Annotated in this window: 13 protein-coding genes and 11 pseudogenes; 3 read left to right on the top strand and 21 right to left on the bottom strand. The window is 54.4% G+C overall.

Annotated elements, in window-relative coordinates; all coding sequences use genetic code 11:
• Positions 1-12: 12 nt before the first annotated feature.
• The gene (gene yfhb, locus ABOC21_RS01005; RefSeq protein ID WP_189339871.1) at positions 13-636 is read right to left on the bottom strand and encodes a phosphatidylglycerophosphatase C; all 624 of its coding nucleotides are present in this window, start codon (positions 634-636) and stop codon (positions 13-15) included.
• Between the two features lie 220 nt (positions 637-856).
• On the opposite strand from yfhb, the pseudogene ABOC21_RS01000 reads away from it, so the two are divergent.
• A pseudogene (locus ABOC21_RS01000) lies at positions 857-1,706 on the top strand (MurR/RpiR family transcriptional regulator).
• 55 nt (positions 1,707-1,761) lie between these two features.
• A complete protein-coding gene (locus tag ABOC21_RS00995; protein WP_426811973.1) occupies positions 1,762-2,022 on the top strand; it encodes a YfhL family 4Fe-4S dicluster ferredoxin in 261 nt (86 codons plus the stop codon).
• Here the strand turns inward: ABOC21_RS00995 and acpS are convergent.
• From acpS to ABOC21_RS00950, 9 genes and pseudogenes are all read right to left on the bottom strand, one after another.
• Entirely contained in the window at positions 2,019-2,399 is a 381-nt protein-coding gene (acpS, locus tag ABOC21_RS00990; protein ID WP_426811972.1) for a holo-ACP synthase, read from the bottom strand. The genes ABOC21_RS00995 and acpS overlap by 4 nt on opposite strands.
• Entirely contained in the window at positions 2,399-3,130 is a 732-nt protein-coding gene (gene pdxJ / locus ABOC21_RS00985) for a pyridoxine 5'-phosphate synthase (protein WP_426811971.1), read from the bottom strand. Before pdxJ ends, acpS begins: the two co-directional genes overlap by 1 nt.
• Before the next feature lie 8 nt (positions 3,131-3,138).
• Positions 3,139-3,879, bottom strand: coding sequence for a DNA repair protein RecO (gene recO / locus ABOC21_RS00980; RefSeq protein WP_426812012.1), 741 nt, complete (start codon positions 3,877-3,879; stop codon positions 3,139-3,141).
• A gap of 131 nt (positions 3,880-4,010) precedes the next feature.
• Positions 4,011-4,916 carry a GTPase Era gene (gene era, locus ABOC21_RS00975; RefSeq protein WP_426811970.1) on the bottom strand — a complete coding sequence of 302 codons (906 nt, stop codon included), beginning with the start codon at positions 4,914-4,916 and terminating at the stop codon, positions 4,011-4,013.
• A complete protein-coding gene (gene rnc / locus ABOC21_RS00970; protein WP_041146753.1) occupies positions 4,913-5,593 on the bottom strand; it encodes a ribonuclease III in 681 nt (226 codons plus the stop codon). Before rnc ends, era begins: the two co-directional genes overlap by 4 nt.
• Positions 5,594-5,886: 293 nt before the next feature.
• Positions 5,887-6,862 (bottom strand): annotated as a pseudogene (gene lepB, locus ABOC21_RS00965) (signal peptidase I).
• Positions 6,863-6,878: 16 nt separating this feature from the next.
• A complete protein-coding gene (gene lepA / locus ABOC21_RS00960; RefSeq protein ID WP_426811969.1) occupies positions 6,879-8,678 on the bottom strand; it encodes a translation elongation factor 4 in 1,800 nt (599 codons plus the stop codon).
• 763 nt (positions 8,679-9,441) lie between these two features.
• A pseudogene (locus ABOC21_RS00955) lies at positions 9,442-9,522 on the bottom strand (helix-turn-helix domain-containing protein); the annotation flags it as partial.
• Between the two features lie 10 nt (positions 9,523-9,532).
• Positions 9,533-9,691: pseudogene (locus ABOC21_RS00950) on the bottom strand (recombinase family protein); the annotation flags it as partial.
• Between the two features lie 75 nt (positions 9,692-9,766).
• Here ABOC21_RS00950 and ABOC21_RS00945 point away from each other — a divergent pair.
• Positions 9,767-9,964, top strand: coding sequence for a hypothetical protein (locus tag ABOC21_RS00945; protein ID WP_426811968.1), 198 nt, complete (start codon positions 9,767-9,769; stop codon positions 9,962-9,964).
• Here the strand turns inward: ABOC21_RS00945 and ABOC21_RS00940 are convergent.
• The 11 genes and pseudogenes from ABOC21_RS00940 to ABOC21_RS00890 form a co-directional block, all read right to left on the bottom strand.
• A pseudogene (locus ABOC21_RS00940) lies at positions 9,959-10,546 on the bottom strand (DUF3383 family protein); the annotation flags it as partial. The gene ABOC21_RS00945 and the pseudogene ABOC21_RS00940 overlap by 6 nt on opposite strands.
• Positions 10,538-10,705, bottom strand: a pseudogene (locus ABOC21_RS00935) (head-tail adaptor); the annotation flags it as partial. The pseudogenes ABOC21_RS00940 and ABOC21_RS00935, both read right to left, overlap by 9 nt.
• A 37-nt stretch (positions 10,706-10,742) precedes the next feature.
• A pseudogene (locus ABOC21_RS00930) lies at positions 10,743-11,274 on the bottom strand (major capsid family protein); the annotation flags it as partial.
• An 11-nt stretch (positions 11,275-11,285) separates the two neighbouring features.
• Positions 11,286-11,764: pseudogene (locus tag ABOC21_RS00925) on the bottom strand (structural cement protein Gp24).
• A gap of 11 nt (positions 11,765-11,775) precedes the next feature.
• Positions 11,776-12,974, bottom strand: a pseudogene (locus tag ABOC21_RS00920) (DUF2213 domain-containing protein).
• A gap of 477 nt (positions 12,975-13,451) precedes the next feature.
• The gene (locus ABOC21_RS00915; RefSeq protein ID WP_426812011.1) at positions 13,452-14,000 is read right to left on the bottom strand and encodes a phage minor head protein; all 549 of its coding nucleotides are present in this window, start codon (positions 13,998-14,000) and stop codon (positions 13,452-13,454) included.
• A gap of 34 nt (positions 14,001-14,034) precedes the next feature.
• Positions 14,035-14,673: pseudogene (locus ABOC21_RS00910) on the bottom strand (anti-CBASS protein Acb1 family protein); the annotation flags it as partial.
• A gap of 237 nt (positions 14,674-14,910) precedes the next feature.
• Positions 14,911-15,722: pseudogene (locus ABOC21_RS00905) on the bottom strand (hypothetical protein).
• Entirely contained in the window at positions 15,646-16,161 is a 516-nt protein-coding gene (locus ABOC21_RS00900; RefSeq protein ID WP_426812010.1) for a hypothetical protein, read from the bottom strand. The pseudogene ABOC21_RS00905 and the gene ABOC21_RS00900 overlap by 77 nt, the downstream one beginning before the upstream one ends.
• A gap of 506 nt (positions 16,162-16,667) precedes the next feature.
• Positions 16,668-16,832, bottom strand: coding sequence for a hypothetical protein (locus ABOC21_RS00895; protein ID WP_426811967.1), 165 nt, complete (start codon positions 16,830-16,832; stop codon positions 16,668-16,670).
• A gap of 36 nt (positions 16,833-16,868) precedes the next feature.
• Positions 16,869-17,384 carry a lysis protein gene (locus tag ABOC21_RS00890; RefSeq protein ID WP_426811966.1) on the bottom strand — a complete coding sequence of 172 codons (516 nt, stop codon included), beginning with the start codon at positions 17,382-17,384 and terminating at the stop codon, positions 16,869-16,871.
• Between the last annotated feature and the right edge of the window lie 58 nt (positions 17,385-17,442).

Raw genomic sequence — 17,442 nt, 5'->3', positions numbered from 1 at the left:
CATTAGACACTATCACTCTAGCTGATGCAGGTCGCCCTGCGGCGTCACCCGCCAGCGATGCTGGCAAAAGCAGAGCAGCGGATTATCCTGCTCGCTGTCGCTATAGCCGCTATACAACCGCAGCGGCGCGCCAATTTTTTGCTCCAGCTGAACCACTTTTTCGTGCCCCAGGCAGCGCAGAGTCAGGACCCAGCCGCCGTAGCGCCGCGCCATCCTGCTGGCAATCACGTTCACCCTCGGTAGCCAGGGCGTATCAAAATAGACCTGCTCCACCAGCGACTGCGGCGAACCGGTGATCAGCCAGACGTCGGCATCGGTGCTGGTCAGGTAGCCCGTTAGCCGGGCATGCACCACCGGGAACGCCGTCACGTGCTGGCGAAACCAGCGGACAAAGTTCGCCTCCAGGCGCTTGAGTTTCGCCTCACTGCGCCCGCAGGTGGATGCCCATAGCAGCAGGCTCATCGGCCAGCGCGCCGCCCTGCCGTTGACCAGCAGCCCGCCGAGGATAAGCGGCAGCAACAGCATCACCGGCAGCAGATTCAGAGGCTGATGACGCAACACGTAGCGTATGAAGCTGCCAAACATATCCTGCTGATGCAGGGTTCCATCAAGATCAAAAAAGACCACCCGACGCATAGCGCTATTCAAATCCAACCTCTTCTTTTCGTCATTCCGGCTGCCTGATAGCTTACCAGCCTTACCTCCTTAATATTAAAAACATCTGCGGGCGTTGAGTTTGGGTTAAGGTCGTTCCTCAAGAAATCTCAGCGCCAGAATTTTTAATTCGCCATAATCCTCTTATAATCGAATACAAAATTCTTTCAGCAGAGGGTGAAGGCCGTCCTCAGGAAAACCTATGAACTGTTTAATCCGCATTCGCCAGCGCTATCCGTCGCTGGCGGTAAGCGATAAAAAGCTGGCTGATTTTATCCTCGCCGAGCCGGACCAGACCCGGCACCTCAGCTCCCAGCAGCTGGCGGGCGAAGCGGGCGTCAGCCAGTCCAGCGTGGTGAAATTCGCCCAGAAGATGGGTTTCAAAGGTTTCCCGGCCCTGAAGCTGGCGCTGAGCGAAGCGCTGGCCAGCGCGCCCGACCCGCAGTCGGTCCCGGTGCATAACCAGATCCTCGGCGACGATCCGCTGCGTCTGGTGGGCGAAAAGCTGATTAAGGATAACGTGGCGGCGATGCACGCCTCGCTGGACGTTAACAGCGAAGAGAAGCTGCTGGAGGCCGTTGCGCTGCTGCGCACCGCCCGTCGGGTCATTATTACCGGCATCGGCGCCTCGGGCCTGGTGGCGCGCAACTTCAGACTGGAAGCTGATGAAGATTGGCATTAACGCCGTCGCCGAGCAGGATATGCACGCCCTGCTGGCCACCGTCCAGGCGATGTCGCCGGACGATCTGCTGTTCGCCATCTCCTACTCCGGCGAGCGGCGCGAAATCAACATGGCGGCGGCAGAAGCCCTGCGCGTTGGCTGCCGGATCCTGGCGATCACCGGTTTCAGCCCCAACGCGCTGCAGCAGCAGGCCTCCCAGTGCCTGTATACCATTGCCGAAGAGCAGGCGACGCGCAGCGCGGCGATCTCCTCAACCAGCGCGCAGATGATGCTGACGGATCTGCTGTTTATGGCGCTGGTCCAGCAGGATCTTGAGCATGCGCCGGACCGCATTCGCCACAGCGAGGCGCTGGTGAAAAAACTGGTGTGAGCAGAAAATGGGCGTATAATGCCGCCCTGTTTGTGTTGTTTCTGAGAATTACCCGATGGCGCTGTTAATTACCAAAAAATGCATCAACTGCGATATGTGCGAACCGGAATGCCCCAACGAGGCCATTTCGATGGGTGATAGCATTTATGAAATTAACAGCGATCGCTGCACGGAGTGCGTGGGCCATTATGAAACGCCCACCTGTCAAAAAGTGTGCCCGATCCCCAATACGATCCTCAAAGATCCGGCGCGTCCCGAGAGCGAAGAGCAACTGTGGGATAAGTTTGTGCTGATGCACCACGCGGATAAAATCTAGCTTTCGATAATGACCGTTGCGCAGGCGTAGTGGCGCTCATCGGCCAGCGTGACGTGAATCGCGCTGACCCCCAGGCGCTGCGCCAGATTCTTCGCCTCACCCCATAAGCGCAGCTTCGGTTTACCCAGCTCATCGTTGTAGACTTCAAACTGGTTAAAAGCCAAACCGTTACGAATCCCGGTACCCAGCGCTTTTGCCGCCGCCTCTTTGACCGCAAAGCGCTTGGCCAGAAAACGCACCGGCTGCTGGTGCTGCTCCCAGATGGCCCACTCGCTATCGCTTAATACGCGTCGGGCAAGGCGATCGCCGCTGCGGGCGATCACCGCTTCAATGCGGGCAATTTCAACGATATCCGTGCCCAGCCCGAGAATAGCCATTACGGACGGGCTTCCTGCATCAGGCGCTTCATTTCAGCAACCGCTTCCTTCAGGCCGCTCATCACCGCGCGACCGATAATCGCGTGGCCGATATTCAGCTCATGCATTTCCGGCAGCCGGGCGATGGCCTTGACGTTGTGGTAGGTCAGGCCGTGGCCGGCATTAACCTTCAGGCCAAGGCTGGCGGCATAGGTGGCCGCTTTGGCAATGCGCTCGAGCTCTTTGGCCTGCTGCGCGTCGCTTTCGGCATCCGCGTAGCAGCCGGTATGAATTTCGATATAGGGCGCGCCGACTTCCGCCGCCGCCTCAATTTGCGCAAAATCGGCATCAATGAACAGCGAAACCAGAATGCCGGCATCGGCAAGACGCCGGCAGGCGTCGCGCATTTTTTCGCGCTGGCCGGCCACGTCCAGGCCGCCTTCGGTGGTCACTTCCTGGCGCTTTTCCGGCACCAGGCAGCAGAAATGGGGTTTGGTTTCGCAGGCGATAGCCAGCATCTCTTCGGTCACCGCCATTTCGAGATTCATGCGGGTATCCAGCGTCTGACGCAGGATGCGCACGTCGCGGTCGGTGATATGGCGGCGATCTTCACGCAGATGCACGGTAATGCCGTCGGCGCCGGCCTGCTCGGCGATAAAAGCGGCCTGTACCGGGTCCGGGTATGCGGTGCCGCGAGCGTTACGTAGCGTTGCGATATGGTCAATGTTGACCCCTAACAGTAATTCAGCCATGACAATCCTCATTGTTCATTATTTGTTTTATCCGCTCGCGCCGCGCTGGCGGGGATAAACTGGCGAAACAGCTCCCGACTCTTCAGCGGTTTGCCGCCAAGATACGGCTTCAGGGCGATACGGGTAAAGCGTTTGGCGGCACGTAAGGCATCGCTATCCGGAAATTCACGGCTAGCCAGCGCCTTCAAATGGTGCCCGGTAAAGCTGCTGTTATCAATAACCAGGCTGGCGATAAAGCCTTTTTCTTCGCGATAGCGATAGGTCATGGTATCGGAGACCGCTTCGCCGCTACCGGCGCAGTGCAGGAAATCGACGCCGTAGCCGAGATGCCCGAGCAGGGCCAGCTCGAAGCGCCGTAAAGCGGGTTCCGGCGAACCGCTCGCCCCGGCCAGCGCCTGCAGGCAGTGCAGATAATCGAAGAACAGCTCAGAGAAGCGGGTTTCGTGTTCGAGCACGCGGGCGAGCAGCTCATTGACGTAGAGGCCGCTATAGAGCGCGATCCCGCTGAGCGGGAGCGCCAGCGAGACGGCTTCGGCGCTGCGCAGCGTTTTGACTTCGCCACGGCCGCCAAAGCGGAGCAGTAAGGGGGTAAAAGGCTGGAGAGCGCCTTTGAGGCTGGAGCGTTTGGAACGCGCGCCTTTGGCAACAAGGCGCACACGGCCCGACTCTTCCGTGAAGACGTCCAGCATCAGGCTGGTTTCGCTCCACGGGCGGCTATGCAGGACGAAAGCGCGCTGCCAGCCTTCCATCATACGCGTCGTCTTGCAGGCTGCGGGGGCGTTGACCGCGCCCACTCACCCCGGACGCTGACTGCGCTAAGCTCCCGGAGACTCGCGATCGTGCCGCCTGCCTGCGCCTCGTAAGCCATAGAGTATTTAACTCAGAGATCGTCAACGTAGCCGAGGCTGCGCAGCGCGCGCTCGTCGTCGGCCCAGCCGGATTTGACCTTCACCCACAGTTCGAGGTGAACCGGCGCTTCGAACATATCCTGCATGTCTTTACGCGCTTCAATACCGATGGTTTTGATTTTGGCACCTTTGTTGCCAATCACCATCTTCTTCTGCCCTTCGCGCTCAACGAGGATTAGGCCGTTAATATCATAACCGCCGCGTTCGTTGGCCTGGAAACGCTCGATCTCAACCGTAACGGAGTACGGCAGCTCGGCGCCGAGGAAGCGCATCAGCTTCTCACGGATGATTTCAGAAGCCATAAAGCGCTGGGAGCGATCGGTGATGTAATCTTCCGGGAAGTGATGAATCGCTTCCGGCAGATGTTTACGCACGATCCCGGCGATAGTATCGACGTTGGTCCCGGTTTCTGCGGAAATCGGCACGATATCGAGGAAGTTCATCTGGCTTGCCAGGAACTGCAGGTGCGGCAGCAGATCGGCCTTCTCCTGCACGTTATCGACTTTGTTCACCGCAAGAATAATCGGCGCCCTGGCGTCGCGTAGCTTGCCCAGCACCATTTCGTCATCGGCGGTCCAGCGGGTACCTTCAACCACGAAGATCACCAGCTCAACGTCGCCAATCGAACTGCTTGCCGCTTTGTTCATCAGGCGGTTAATCGCCCGCTTCTCTTCCATATGCAGGCCAGGGGTATCAACGTAGATTGCCTGATACGGCCCTTCGGTATGGATACCGACGATGCGGTGACGGGTGGTCTGCGCTTTACGCGAAGTAATCGAAATCTTCTGCCCAAGCAGCTTGTTCAACAGCGTGGATTTACCCACGTTCGGGCGGCCAACGATGGCAACAAACCCGCAGTAATTTTTTTCTTCGCTCATTCCAGCTCCAGCTTTTTCAGCGCCTGTTCGGCGGCAGCCTGCTCCGCCTTGCGACGGCTGGAACCCGTGCCGACCACCGGTTCACTCAGGCCGCTAACCTGGCAGTGGATAGTAAATTCCTGATCGTGTGCTTCCCCGCGCACCTGCACCACCAAATAGGATGGCAGCGGCAGGTGGCGACCCTGCAGATACTCCTGCAGACGGGTCTTCGGATCTTTTTGCTTATCGCCCGGGCTAATTTCGTCCAGACGAGTTTGGTACCAGGAGAGGATCAGACGTTCGATATTCTGGATATCGCTGTCGAGGAAGACTCCGCCAATTAACGCTTCGACGGTATCAGCCAGAATCGACTCACGACGGAAGCCACCGCTTTTCAATTCACCCGGCCCCAGACGCAGACATTCACCCAGTTCGAACTCGCGGGCGATTTCCGCCAGCGTGTTGCCTCGTACCAGCGTCGCGCGCATGCGGCTCATATCGCCTTCGTCAACCCGAGGGAAGCGATGGTAGAGCGCATTCGCGATCACAAAACTCAAAATAGAGTCGCCTAAGAATTCCAGGCGCTCATTGTGTTTGCTGCTGGCACTGCGGTGAGTTAATGCCTGTTGCAACAGCTCCTGATGATTAAAAGTGTAGCCCAGCTTCCGTTGAAGCCGATTAATTACGATGGGGTTCATGCGTTACCAATAGATGAATGCGTCAAAAATGCAGCACACGAAACCGACCTGAGCACTCTCGCCAACTTCACGTTGCATGCGCGCTTGCTTGTCGCCTTTCTGCAACCCAAATTATTGAGAGAATAAACAACCAACGCGGTTTCGTGTGCAGTGTCACTCTTACGAGAGACAACCAAACTTCGGGGGGATATTCTATACGCAACGACAGGGGATGTCGTTAGTTTGGATGGATTTAAATATTAAATAATTCACGCTGCCAATATTGCGGCGGCAGCGTGAATCGGCCGGGGAAATTAGTGGATGCTGCCGATGCGCGATAAACGCACGCCGGTCGGCCACTCGCCTTCCTGTTTTTCGAAGCTCATCCAGATGGCGGTAGCTTTGCCCACCAGGTTTGCTTCCGGCACAAAGCCCCAGTAGCGGCTATCCGCGCTATTATCGCGGTTGTCGCCCATCATGAAATAGTGGCCCGGCGGCACAATCCAGGTCGCCAGCGGCAGACCGGACTGATGGTAGTACATCCCCACCTGATCCTGGGCAATCGGCACGGTCAGAATCCTATGGGTCACCTCACCCAGCGTCTCTTTGCGCTCGGTCAGACGGATACCGTCCGCCTTGCTCTCGCCCTTCGGCAGTCTGCCAGAATCCGCTGGTCGCTTCCCCGCCGTTGCTGCGCGAGAAGGTCTGAACAAAATCGCTCGGCTCGACGTTGGAGTAAGTGACCGGCAGCGCGTTGCCGCACGCCTGGCCGGAGCTGCATCCCGGCAAGATGGTCACCTGCTTGGTCAGCGGATCGTAGGTGACTTTATCACCCGGTAAGCCCACCGCGCGCTTGATGTAGTCGAGACGCGGATCTTCCGGGTATTTAAACACCACAATATCGCCGCGCTTCGGATGCCCGGTTTCGATCAGCGTTTTCTGGTAGATAGGATCTTTAATCCCGTAAGCAAACTTCTCTACCAGAATAAAATCGCCGATCAGCAGCGTCGGCATCATCGAGCCCGACGGGATCTGGAACGGCTCATAAATAAATGAGCGCACCACCAGCACGATGGCCAGCACCGGGAACACCGAGGCCCCGGTTTCCAGCCAGCCCGGTTTCGGGCCGACTTTCTTCAGCGTTGTTTTATCAAGCCCTTCGCCGGTCGCCGCCTGAGCGGCGGCCTGGGCTGCGCGGCGCTTCGGTGCGAAGATAAACTTATCCAGACACCATAAAAGCCCCGTTACCAGGGTTGCGATCACCAGGATCAGGGCAAACATGTTCGCCATGACAGCTCCTTAATGGTTATTTTCCGTCTTTACCGACGTGCAGAATGGCGAGGAACGCTTCCTGCGGCAGCTCAACGTTGCCCACTTGCTTCATACGTTTCTTACCGTCTTTCTGCTTCTGCAGCAGCTTTTTCTTACGGCTGACGTCACCGCCGTAGCACTTCGCCAGCACGTTTTTACGCAGCTGCTTAACGGTGGAACGGGCGATGATGTGGTTGCCGATTGCCGCCTGAATGGCGATATCGAACTGTTGACGCGGGATCAGCTCTTTCATCTTCTCCACCAGCTCGCGGCCGCGGTACGGGGCGTTATCGTTGTGGGTGATCAGCGCCAGCGCATCGACGCGCTCGCCGTTGATCAGCACATCGACGCGCACCATGTTGGATGCCTGGAAGCGCTTGAAGTTGTAGTCCAGCGACGCGTAGCCGCGGGACGTTGACTTCAGGCGATCGAAGAAGTCGAGCACCACTTCCGCCATCGGGATTTCATAGGTCAGCGCAACCTGTTTACCGTGGTAAACCATGTTGGTCTGCACGCCGCGTTTCTCAATGCACAGGGTGATGACGTTGCCGAGGTACTCCTGCGGCAGCAGCATATGACACTCGGCAATCGGCTCGCGCAGCTCGTAAATGTTATTCAGCGGCGGCAGCTTGGACGGGCTGTCGACGTAGATAACCTCTTTCGCCGTGGTCTCGACTTCATAGACCACCGTTGGCGCGGTGGTAATCAGGTCCAGATCGTATTCGCGCTCCAGACGCTCCTGGATGATCTCCATGTGCAGCAGGCCAAGGAAACCGCAGCGGAAGCCAAAGCCCAGCGCCGTCGAGCTTTCTGGTTCATAGAACAGCGAGGCGTCGTTGAGGCTCAGCTTGCCCAGCGCATCGCGGAAGCTTTCGTAATCGTCAGAGCTAACCGGGAACAGGCCGGCGTATACCTGCGGTTTGACCTTTTTGAAACCTGGCAGCGCTTTGTCCGCCGGATTACGGGCAGTGGTCAAGGTATCGCCCACCGGCGCGCCGAGGATGTCTTTAATCGCGCATACCAGCCAGCCTACTTCGCCGCATTTCAGCTCGGTACGATCGACCTGTTTCGGCGTAAAGATACCGAGGCGATCGGCGTTATAAACCTGTCCGGTACTGATGACCTTGATTTTGTCGCCCTTGCGCATGGTGCCGTTTTTAATCCGCACCAGCGAAACGACGCCGAGATAGTTATCGAACCAGGAGTCGATGATCAGCGCCTGCAGCGGGGCGTCCGGATCACCTTCCGGCGGCGGAATGTCGCGCACCAGTCGCTCCAGCACGTCGGGAACGCCTACGCCGGTCTTCGCCGAGCAGCGCACCGCATCGGTGGCGTCAATGCCGACGATATCTTCAATTTCTTCCGCCACGCGCTCCGGATCGGCCGCAGGCAGGTCGATTTTGTTGAGGACCGGCACAACTTCCAGATCCATTTCCATCGCGGTATAACAGTTCGCCAGCGTTTGGGCCTCAACCCCTTGACCAGCATCGACAACCAGCAGCGCGCCTTCGCAGGCGGCCAGAGAGCGCGAAACTTCATAGGAGAAGTCGACGTGTCCCGGGGTGTCGATAAAGTTCAGCTGGTAGGTCTCGCCGTTGGTAGCCTTATAATCCAGGGTGACGCTCTGCGCTTTAATGGTAATGCCGCGCTCACGCTCAAGATCCATGGAATCCAGTACCTGGGCTTCCATTTCACGATCGGAAAGGCCACCGCAAATCTGGATGATACGGTCAGACAACGTAGACTTACCGTGGTCGATGTGGGCGATGATTGAAAAGTTTCTTATATTCTTCATATATAAGGATTTTTTAACCTTACTTTGTAACGTTTTCTATTTAATGGACGCATCGGTGGACACTATCGCAAACCTACCTGTCCGTATACTGGTCTGCATATTACACTGTAGCGCCTTAATCGTCAGCAAGGGATACGTTACAGGAACGAACTAGGATTATCGCAAGGCTCTTCTTATGTTTTATCGAGAAACTAAATCCTTTCATTAAACAGGGCAGTCATCCCGACGCAGATCGTTAACGGAAAATGTGACTACGCCGTAAACACCCTCACCCTCTATCGCCTCACCATCCACTGTTGTTAGCGCATCGCCCGCTACCTTTGTTCAGATGAAATATTTTAAACAAACAACTCCTTAAACCCTCCATTTTTCCACCAGTTTGATGAATTATCATCTGAAAACCTCATTGCTATGAGGTCTGGAGCTACGATGGGGCTCCTGAATGTGTGTGTAGCATATTTCACTGTCGAATTTGACACCGCCTTTCTCTGGGCGGTTTTTTTTCTTTATCGATAAGGTTCCGTTTTGGGACTTGAAACAACCTTCGTCTGCATGCTGGTTCTGTTGGCAATGAGTTTACTTATCTCATGAAGTTAATGCCTTCGACGGCCATACCACCTGAGCCATATCTCTCTTTTTCCATATTTTTTCCATATTCTTTATGTATAAAGAGAGCGTTCACAGGGAAATGAACGCATTGAGTGAGTGAATAAAAAATAGGTAGCACGTAAACCTGGTTCCCCTCGTTCCAACGAGGGGCTTTTTACCTTGATCCGTCAGCGGGAAAATATTTGTAAACCGTTTTCACGCCCACCCCGATCACGTCCGCGACCTGCTGCCGTGTGGCGCCGTTACCGGAGCCGCCGGAGCGCGCGCTTTAATCCCGGTCTCCTCGCGTTCTTTCCGCTCGCCGTATCCTCGTAAATCAGCTCACATTCTGCGCGAATCAGCGCATTTTTCTGTAAATCGAGGTTTTGATCCCCCGTGGACACCCGTGCATAACCAATCAGCATGTTGTAACCCTCTGAAAAAGCTGATTGTAAATTGGCTGGGTTCTTCGCGTAAACCTGGGTTCAGGCGAAGAGGGTATGGGCGACTATTTGCTTGCTGCAAAACTGACTGTGGATGGCGCGGTTTCAAGAACTCAGCATGATAAAAACGCTGAGTCGATGAGCCTTATGGACTTTGGAGGAGACAGAGACGCAGTTAACCCGCTGGACATTGAAGCCGAGGCCAGGGCCCGCGCAACCTCTCTGCGCATTCCCTACCTAGGATATGATCAGTAACCGGGTAACGCCTGCGTCGGTCTGCGGGATTTTGGTGGTCGAGGTGTACAGCAGGTTATAGAGATTGGTCTGAACGAAGTTCTGCAGCCAGTCCAGTCCGTGGCGCTCATCAAAGAAGTCACCGTTCGCCATCACACCCTGCTGGATAATCGCCGTATCGTTGGCGTAGTAGACGTAGACGTTACCGTTAATGGCATCAATAGCAGCGGCCTGTGCGGTTGTCAGCGTCTCGTAGGTAATACCCGGCTCAGTTTTAAACTTCAGGGTGATGGTGGTATTGCTGCCGGTGAAATTCACCGTGAATGCGCGGCCAAAGGCCGAGATAGCAGCATATTTGCTGCTGGAGCTGTACTGCCAGAACGTACGGCTGTAGCCAGCGGCTTTCAGCTTATAGCCGATGTTGTCGGTATTTCCCGACACCAGCACATTCACATCATCAGTGGTAACGGCCAGAATGCGGCTCAGGCTGGATGCCTCGATCGCCGCAGCAACCGAAATTACGTCAGCATCAACCAGATCGGCACTGTCGGCAATTGCCAGCCCGTACCAGTTGGTATACTCCAGCGAGGCATTAGCTTCCAGAGAGCGGTCAACGGTCACCACCCCGGAGAACGGGATATCCTGCGGCGTATTGATCGGGAAGTTATCTTCGTCAACCGTCTGCACCTGCCGGTGACATACCAGCGTCAGATCGACAAAATCCGGGTCTAACAGGACTTCAGTCACATCGAGAAACGGCATTATTTTTTCCTCACGACGTATTGAATCGCACGCAAAAGGAAGCCATGCGCATAGAGAGGTTTGAGGTGGCCCACGTTTTGGTTGCGTTGGTCGGCGTCACCTGAGACAGGTTAAGCAGACCTTTAGCGCCTTTTGCCGTGTCACCGATATAAACCTGCTCATCGGTATCCATACCCCACTTCAGCTGCATGCCGTCGTATTTCTGGGTATCGATGGGGCGACCGACCTGCGCCGCAGCATTCAGTTCAATAACTGTCCAGCCCAGTTCCATCCCCCATAACGTGAGCGGAAAGCCTGATTTTTCGATATCAACATTGACACCGGCAATCGCAGTGGCCAGCGGACTGATCCAGTTCTTACCGTTGGCATTAGGCGTACCCGATGCCGCAAAGGTGGAGTTAGTGAACGAGTCTGATTTCGTCCGCGATAGACACGTCTTCGCGCAGTTGAATGTCGCGACTCCACGTCTGGATAGTCAGAGGCAGGTTCAGCGTCTGATCGAGGCGTTCCAGTTCATGAATAAGAAAGGCACCAGTGCTATCGATGGTGGCCTGGTCAAATGTCTGCATTTGCGATTTCCTTAAATATTAAAGGCCAGTTCAATGTAGCCGTTCGTGTCGCCAGGGCCATTGAAGTAAGCGTTGGTGATCTGCACGGTATTCGCGCCATCCGCAGCCGCGAGGAAGGCACCCAGCGGGCTTGCACGCGCATAAACACCGCGCCACCAAGCGCCACAGCGCTGGCATCTGCACCGAGATTCACCCCCACATAGCCACGCTTCATGCAGTCGCCCGCGAAGTTAAAGCCAGTGCCAATCTGGCGAACCTTGTCAGGCTGAGATGCCGTCGGATATGGACGAACATAGATACCGACCACAACAGCAGCCGTATCAGCCGCCTCAATCGGCACAAACTTTCCTGCAGAGAACTTCCCGGCGAGGCCGTACGCGGCGAATACCTTCGTGCTGTCCAGCGTCTGGGGTTCAACCGTCAGATCTTGCGGACGTGAAATTGCACCGGCGATGCCCGAAGACATCCGGTAGAGAATAGTGTTGTCCATTGAATGCCTCGTTAGCGTTTAGCCCAGAGTTCCTTCGCGGCAGCGTTAATTTCCGCGATGGTTTTGATAGTGGTGGTATTCATAGAACGAATACTGTCTGTTGTTTGCAATGCGGTATTGCGGTTTTTCGCCAGCTCAGACACCGCGTTAAAGGCCATATCCACAGTGGCTTTTTTTAGCTTGGTGATATCAGCATCACCCACGATAGAGCGCACCATCACCTGATCAGCGGTTGCCAGCACAGAGCGCTTGAACGCGGTCGGTTTTGCCGAAGATGGTAACTGGATACCAGGCTGAATAAGATCGGCACGATAAGCGGCGTCACCAGTAACGGCGCCCTCTTTCTCGTCCTTCTCTTCTTCATCTTCATCACCTGTTGCCGCTGCCGGGGTCAGCTTGGCAACCGTCTCAATCAGCGCCTTACCCCATGCAGGAATTTCTTCCTCACCATCGCCGGTACCAGGCAATGCCGGGCCGGGAAGCGGATTTTGCGGCGCAAGGTTAATGACCACTCCGCCGGGTGTCATAGAGGTCGATACATCGTTATCGCCCGTGACATCATCAGGCGGGTTATCGATAAGGCTCGCCATTTCAGCGGCGTCCCCGGTTTTGCGGGCTTTAAGGAGCCGGGTAAACCAGTTTTTAGTAGTGCTTTGCATAGCGTCCCCTATTTTGCATCGGATACCAGCCCTGCCATTAGGAACAAGAGCCAGATGATTTCCGGTTATCGCAGACTGAATCGCGAGACCGGGTGAAATTGATTTATAGTCAGCATGTATCCACAGCTAACCTCATCATCGCCATCATCAATCGCCTGGAGTCCTTCAGGGCTTTTGACAATGACATCAGCAAGCAGAAGATCGGACTTATCGCCCTCCCCGCGCCTGACGTTTTGAATGTGTCCGTGAGCCAGCAGCCGCCAGTTATCAGGGGCAACAAAAATAATTTCGCCATTGAAATCACGAGGGTGACCAATCGTTACGGCCATACCTTCGAAAGAAGCAATGGCACGCTCACTGAACACCTCCTCAGGTGTCCGACGTACAATGATCTTCCCGCGCGAATCCGGGATGATTTCAGGCTCTGGTCGCTCGGTCTTGTCGTACTCCTGCTCGCCTGTGCGACCGATCGGCACATCTTTGAATAGCACCGACCCATCAGCGAGCTGGAATCGCGTGTTCCCCAGACGGGTTTTAAAGAAATATTTCATGAGTTACCTGCTGCTATCAGGCAAGAAAAAAGGCCGATCATTGGCGACCTTCAGTAAAGGGATAATTGTCCGAAATACCGGGCTATTTAACATAATGGTTCTTACCCGCACCACCGAAATTGGACTGAATTAAAATGTCCCGCTAAAGCCCTGAAACCAGCGTTTATCTAACCAGAAATGAAGCCTTTTCGAATGCAACATTTTGATAACATTTAACGGGTATGAGGTTTCGGTTAGAGTCGGTGGTGAAAGCTGTATTTTCTTAAGTTATTACCTACAGTTTTGTAATGCTCTTTATCACTATTCGTAAAACCTTGGGATTTGCTTGTTGAGCAACGAGAAGCAAGTACCTGGAGTGCTCTTCAATAATCTCGCCATCAGCACAGGATGGCTCAGTGTAGAAGCTGCTATTGCCGCTATACACGGCAACTCCGTCTTTGTTAATACCCTCGAAATAAGTGTAATAGTTGTGTTTACTCATTTTCTCGGCTCCGGTATCTGAACTTCCGACCAGCATTTGCAGTTCGGTAGGCATCCTGCATGGCCTGTCATCCCGTCTAGCGTTGGCGGGTTATCCCAGCGCACAAACTTATCTTTCATTTTGCGGTGTGATGGTCGGGTGCCAGCCCCTTCAATACGCCACCAGTAACCCTCAGAACCAACGGCCAGCGCTCGCGCCTGCGTCAATGCTCCGGTAGCGCGGCCAATCTCCGTACGGGCTATCATGCGTGCTCTGCTGGCTGCTACGCCGCCCGTTTCCATAATCATCTCGTAGAGCTGATCCGGGCGCTCGCCGTTGATAACGGCCTGTATGGCTCTTTCCTGAATTTCTCTTACGCGGCCTGCCGCCTCTAATGGCAGGGACTTCATATAGCGAATCTGGCGGTAGACAATATCCTGCGCCACCATACCGATCGGGGTGTTGCTGACCACGTCGCGCAACCCTACCGAAATCTCTTCAGAGACAGACCGCCACTGATTCCACTCTTCCTGTTCTACCTGGGCGAACATCTTGCGGCCAACCATTTCAGCCCAGTCGTCAATTACCCCTGAGTAGTCAATCAACAATGGACATGCCCCATTCGTTTTCGGTGATTTTCTGCTGGTAAGGCAGTTTCACACCATCCATACGGATCAGGCGGCTGTGGTGAACGTTCCACGCAGGCAGCCCCTGCGCCGTCGTCACGATGTCGTAGAACTCAGGCTTACCGAGATTAGGCCCAAGCGCTTTAATGCGCCTGGTGAGCTGCGGGTTAATCATCCAGCGGTCAAGTACAGCCAGACCTTTAAAGCTGCCCTTACCAACCTTGTCCAGAATCAGCGGCGTCAGTGGTGCCTGACCTTCAATCAGAATCAGCGCCACTGCCCCGCCATACAGTCGGGACCACTTCAACGTTTCGTTGATACAGTCCCATAGCTTCAGCTCATCAAATTTCGACTCCAGGACGCCGCGACGTTTCGGGTCTATCTCACTGGTGATCCGCACGCCCTTTTTCGTCATATCATCTGCTTTCGAATCGACAGCAGCGCCAATAATCCAGGAGGAACGATAAGCCCACTCGATGAGCAGGCGGTTACGGCTGGTATAGTTCGCCCTGTAGGTCGATGCGGCATGCTGGTTTGGCTGCTGCATGCCGACACGGGCAATAAAGTTATCGTACGAATCCGCCGTGGCGACTCGTCCTGTTTTCTTCGCCATTGCGTTGATACTCCAGTTATTTTGATACCAGTGACGAAACAGATAAGTTGTTAAAAAACGACCCGATTTAACATAATGACTGTTACCCGCACCAGCCGGATCCCTCCCATGATGAAATGTCCGCCAAAGGCTTATTTCACAGGGTAAAGTGGCTAAAAGTGCATGAATAAAACGTGCATAAACAGGGCCTAAAAGTGAATAGCCCGGATTTATGTCGAAGGGGGTATTTCCTGGTGTTTAGCTGTTTCCCAACGCTTCCCAGATATCCAGTGCGGAATCCGTCGGTGCAAACGCCATTATGAAAGCGTCAGCAACGTTAGGAGATGGAACGTCACGCTTGGCGAGGTCCTTCTTGCTTTCCACCATCACGCGCCCGTTTTTGTCAAAATCGCGATGCGGGGTGGTAAGTTCCAGCTTGAGCTTTTCCAGCAGCGGACAAGATGAGTCGATACTTATCAGCTCATCTACCGGGTACTGCTCACCGTTCTTAACCGCGTTGAAGGTATTACGGAAGCGATCCGCTACCAGCCACCATGCCTGTGCCTTAAGGTTTGCGAAAAAGTCTTTATTCGGAATGCCAATGTATTCATTGTCTGGCTCGTTTACGCTGGCACCAGCATTAAACCGCTGGTAGTTAATGTGCGAGGCGTACATGTTCTCTCGCTTGCGATCCTCGTTTATCTCTGAGAATTTGGCGCCAGCTGAAGCGCCGACACCAATAGAGTCGTAAACAATATCCGCCTCACGTCCCATTGCTGCCTGATAGGTACGCTGGCAGCTCTTCAGCAATTCGTCCTCTTTCGCCTTCCACTCATCAGCCCAGTACACTACCGAACCGTGGCGATAGACGTTAGCGCACTTATCTGCGCCGCTATCGGCAACGTCAAGCGAAGGCTGTATTTGTTCGACAGGAATATAGCAATACCAGCAGCATCCCATGATTTTGACGATGAACGGCCTCCGTAAAGCACTTTATTCCTGGCTCTCGTCGCCCAGAACGGACGTAGTGCCGGATTCAGCGTCGGCCTGGATATCAGAGTAGAAGTCATTGAGGTCACGCTCTCCGTTGCCATCATCTATGCCAGCATCACGGCGCAAGCGATCTGCCTCCAGTGATACCTTGTCAGTAGCGGCTTTGCGATAATCCGTGTCAGCAAATATTTTGCCTACCGTCGCAAGCGTGCCGACGATGGACTCAATGCGCACTGTGTTACGCATCATGGCTTTATCAGCAGCAACCATGAGCGCTGCCAATTTGTCCCGCGCCTCATCACTTTCAGCATCTTCCATCAACGTTAGCCAGCGGCCTATATTCTCAGCAGCTGTCAGGTTATTAGCCCGAAGACGAAAGAGTTCATCCTCAAGTTGCAGTACCCTGGCATCTTCAATGACGTCATCTTTGAAAAGCATTCTCCGGGCATAACCACCATGTTTTACAGCTTCCTGATTCCCGCGCTGGAATGGGTTGGTCGGGGGATCGGTACGCACCCCGCGTATCGGTTTCGTATCTGGTGGTGAATTGTCACTCTTCGGAATCGAAACTTCTCCCGAAGCATTGCCTTTACTGGCTTTATCTGGTTTCCGCTTCTGGTTTCCAGTTTCCAGTGGAAACTTTCCAGTGGAAACCTTTTCCCACCCCTCATCCTTTGCTCGCTTATTTATCGCTGTATGCGAAACACCAAACCTGCGAGCAATGCTCCTTACTGCCTCGCCAGTCTGGTACGCCGCTTTTATGGCCTCCCAGTCAGGCTTAGTCATGATCAATCCCTCACGTAGATATTATCCTCAGGAATGTTGGCCACTGACACCCCAGGAAAACTCCTAATGTATTGTTTCAAACTTGTTAAAAACCTGATCTGCCATATGATTAATAAGACTTTGTCCTGTTCTGATAAAGTTAAGCTTGACCAGGCTCAAGGATGAGCCCTCCTTCTTCAGGTCCTTTTCTTACCAGCATTATCGAAGCCACTCGGTGAATGGCTCCTGTAATGCCGCTATGCCACTTCAATAATAATCAGGTCAGCTACGCGCTTTTTTACTTCCTCTACGAAGGTAAAGACTGTTTCGGCATTAAGTGGCTTGTCAGCCATCTCATCTTCAACCTGCTTTACGATGGAAAAAAGTTCGTTAGCCGTTGGCATTTTTGCTTTTAATGCCACGGAAAGTTGACCGAAATCAGCAGCATGCTAACTCCTCTATTTCAGGCACTGTGTGCGGATGTAGTCCTGCAGATAGCCGACCTGCTTCGTCACTGTGTCGATTCGCTCTCTGAGGGTGAAATAATCCCGTTCAGCGGAGTCTGTAAGTCGGGGGCCGGAAGCATCGCCCATGCCGCCGGTGCCGGTCGCTCCGTTCGCTGGGCAGGTGGCGTTGAGCTGCAGCCGACGCTTGCCAGAAGCAACATCACGCTCAAGCTGATCGATAGTGGCTTTAGCATCTGCCAGTTCTCCGGTGTATTTGGCATCCAGTGCCGCAACGTCGCGCTGGCGGGTCTGCATGTCGGTGATGGTGTCGTTCGCCAGGTTTAGCTTGTGCTCGGCGCTATCAGCGCGGTTTGCTTCGTGTTCAGCCTTATCTTTGTAATGGCTGGCCGCGATAGCCAGCGCGGCTACCAGAGCGTTAGCATCAGCCTCTCGAAGCACCACAGTGTCAAAGTTTTCGAGCTGTTTTTTGATTTTGGCAATCAGCGCCAGTTCGGTGATATCAGTCATGCTGTGCCTCCTTGACGCTATCCCATTCAACCCAAGTGTTTTCACCGTCTGCATCAAT

Source organism: Klebsiella sp. WOUb02 (genome assembly GCF_050058015.1).
In the GTDB taxonomy this organism is placed as follows: Bacteria; Pseudomonadota; Gammaproteobacteria; order Enterobacterales; family Enterobacteriaceae; genus Klebsiella.
The sequence above is the reverse complement of the archived record's forward strand: the minus strand, read 5'-3'. Positions and strand labels throughout refer to the sequence as shown.

Coding starts and splice junctions, on each gene's coding strand:
- ABOC21_RS00945 (WP_426811968.1), top strand. CDS start 9,767: ATGGGCGACTATTTGCTTGCTGCAAAACTGACTGTGGATGGCGCGGTT.
- recO (WP_426812012.1), bottom strand. CDS start 3,879: ATGGAAGGCTGGCAGCGCGCTTTCGTCCTGCATAGCCGCCCGTGGAGC.
- rnc (WP_041146753.1), bottom strand. CDS start 5,593: ATGAACCCCATCGTAATTAATCGGCTTCAACGGAAGCTGGGCTACACT.
- era (WP_426811970.1), bottom strand. CDS start 4,916: ATGAGCGAAGAAAAAAATTACTGCGGGTTTGTTGCCATCGTTGGCCGC.
- ABOC21_RS00915 (WP_426812011.1), bottom strand. CDS start 14,000: ATGGTTGGCCGCAAGATGTTCGCCCAGGTAGAACAGGAAGAGTGGAAT.
- acpS (WP_426811972.1), bottom strand. CDS start 2,399: ATGGCTATTCTCGGGCTGGGCACGGATATCGTTGAAATTGCCCGCATT.
- lepA (WP_426811969.1), bottom strand. CDS start 8,678: ATGAAGAATATAAGAAACTTTTCAATCATCGCCCACATCGACCACGGT.
- ABOC21_RS00995 (WP_426811973.1), top strand. CDS start 1,762: ATGGCGCTGTTAATTACCAAAAAATGCATCAACTGCGATATGTGCGAA.
- pdxJ (WP_426811971.1), bottom strand. CDS start 3,130: ATGGCTGAATTACTGTTAGGGGTCAACATTGACCATATCGCAACGCTA.
- yfhb (WP_189339871.1), bottom strand. CDS start 636: ATGCGTCGGGTGGTCTTTTTTGATCTTGATGGAACCCTGCATCAGCAG.
- ABOC21_RS00890 (WP_426811966.1), bottom strand. CDS start 17,384: ATGACTGATATCACCGAACTGGCGCTGATTGCCAAAATCAAAAAACAG.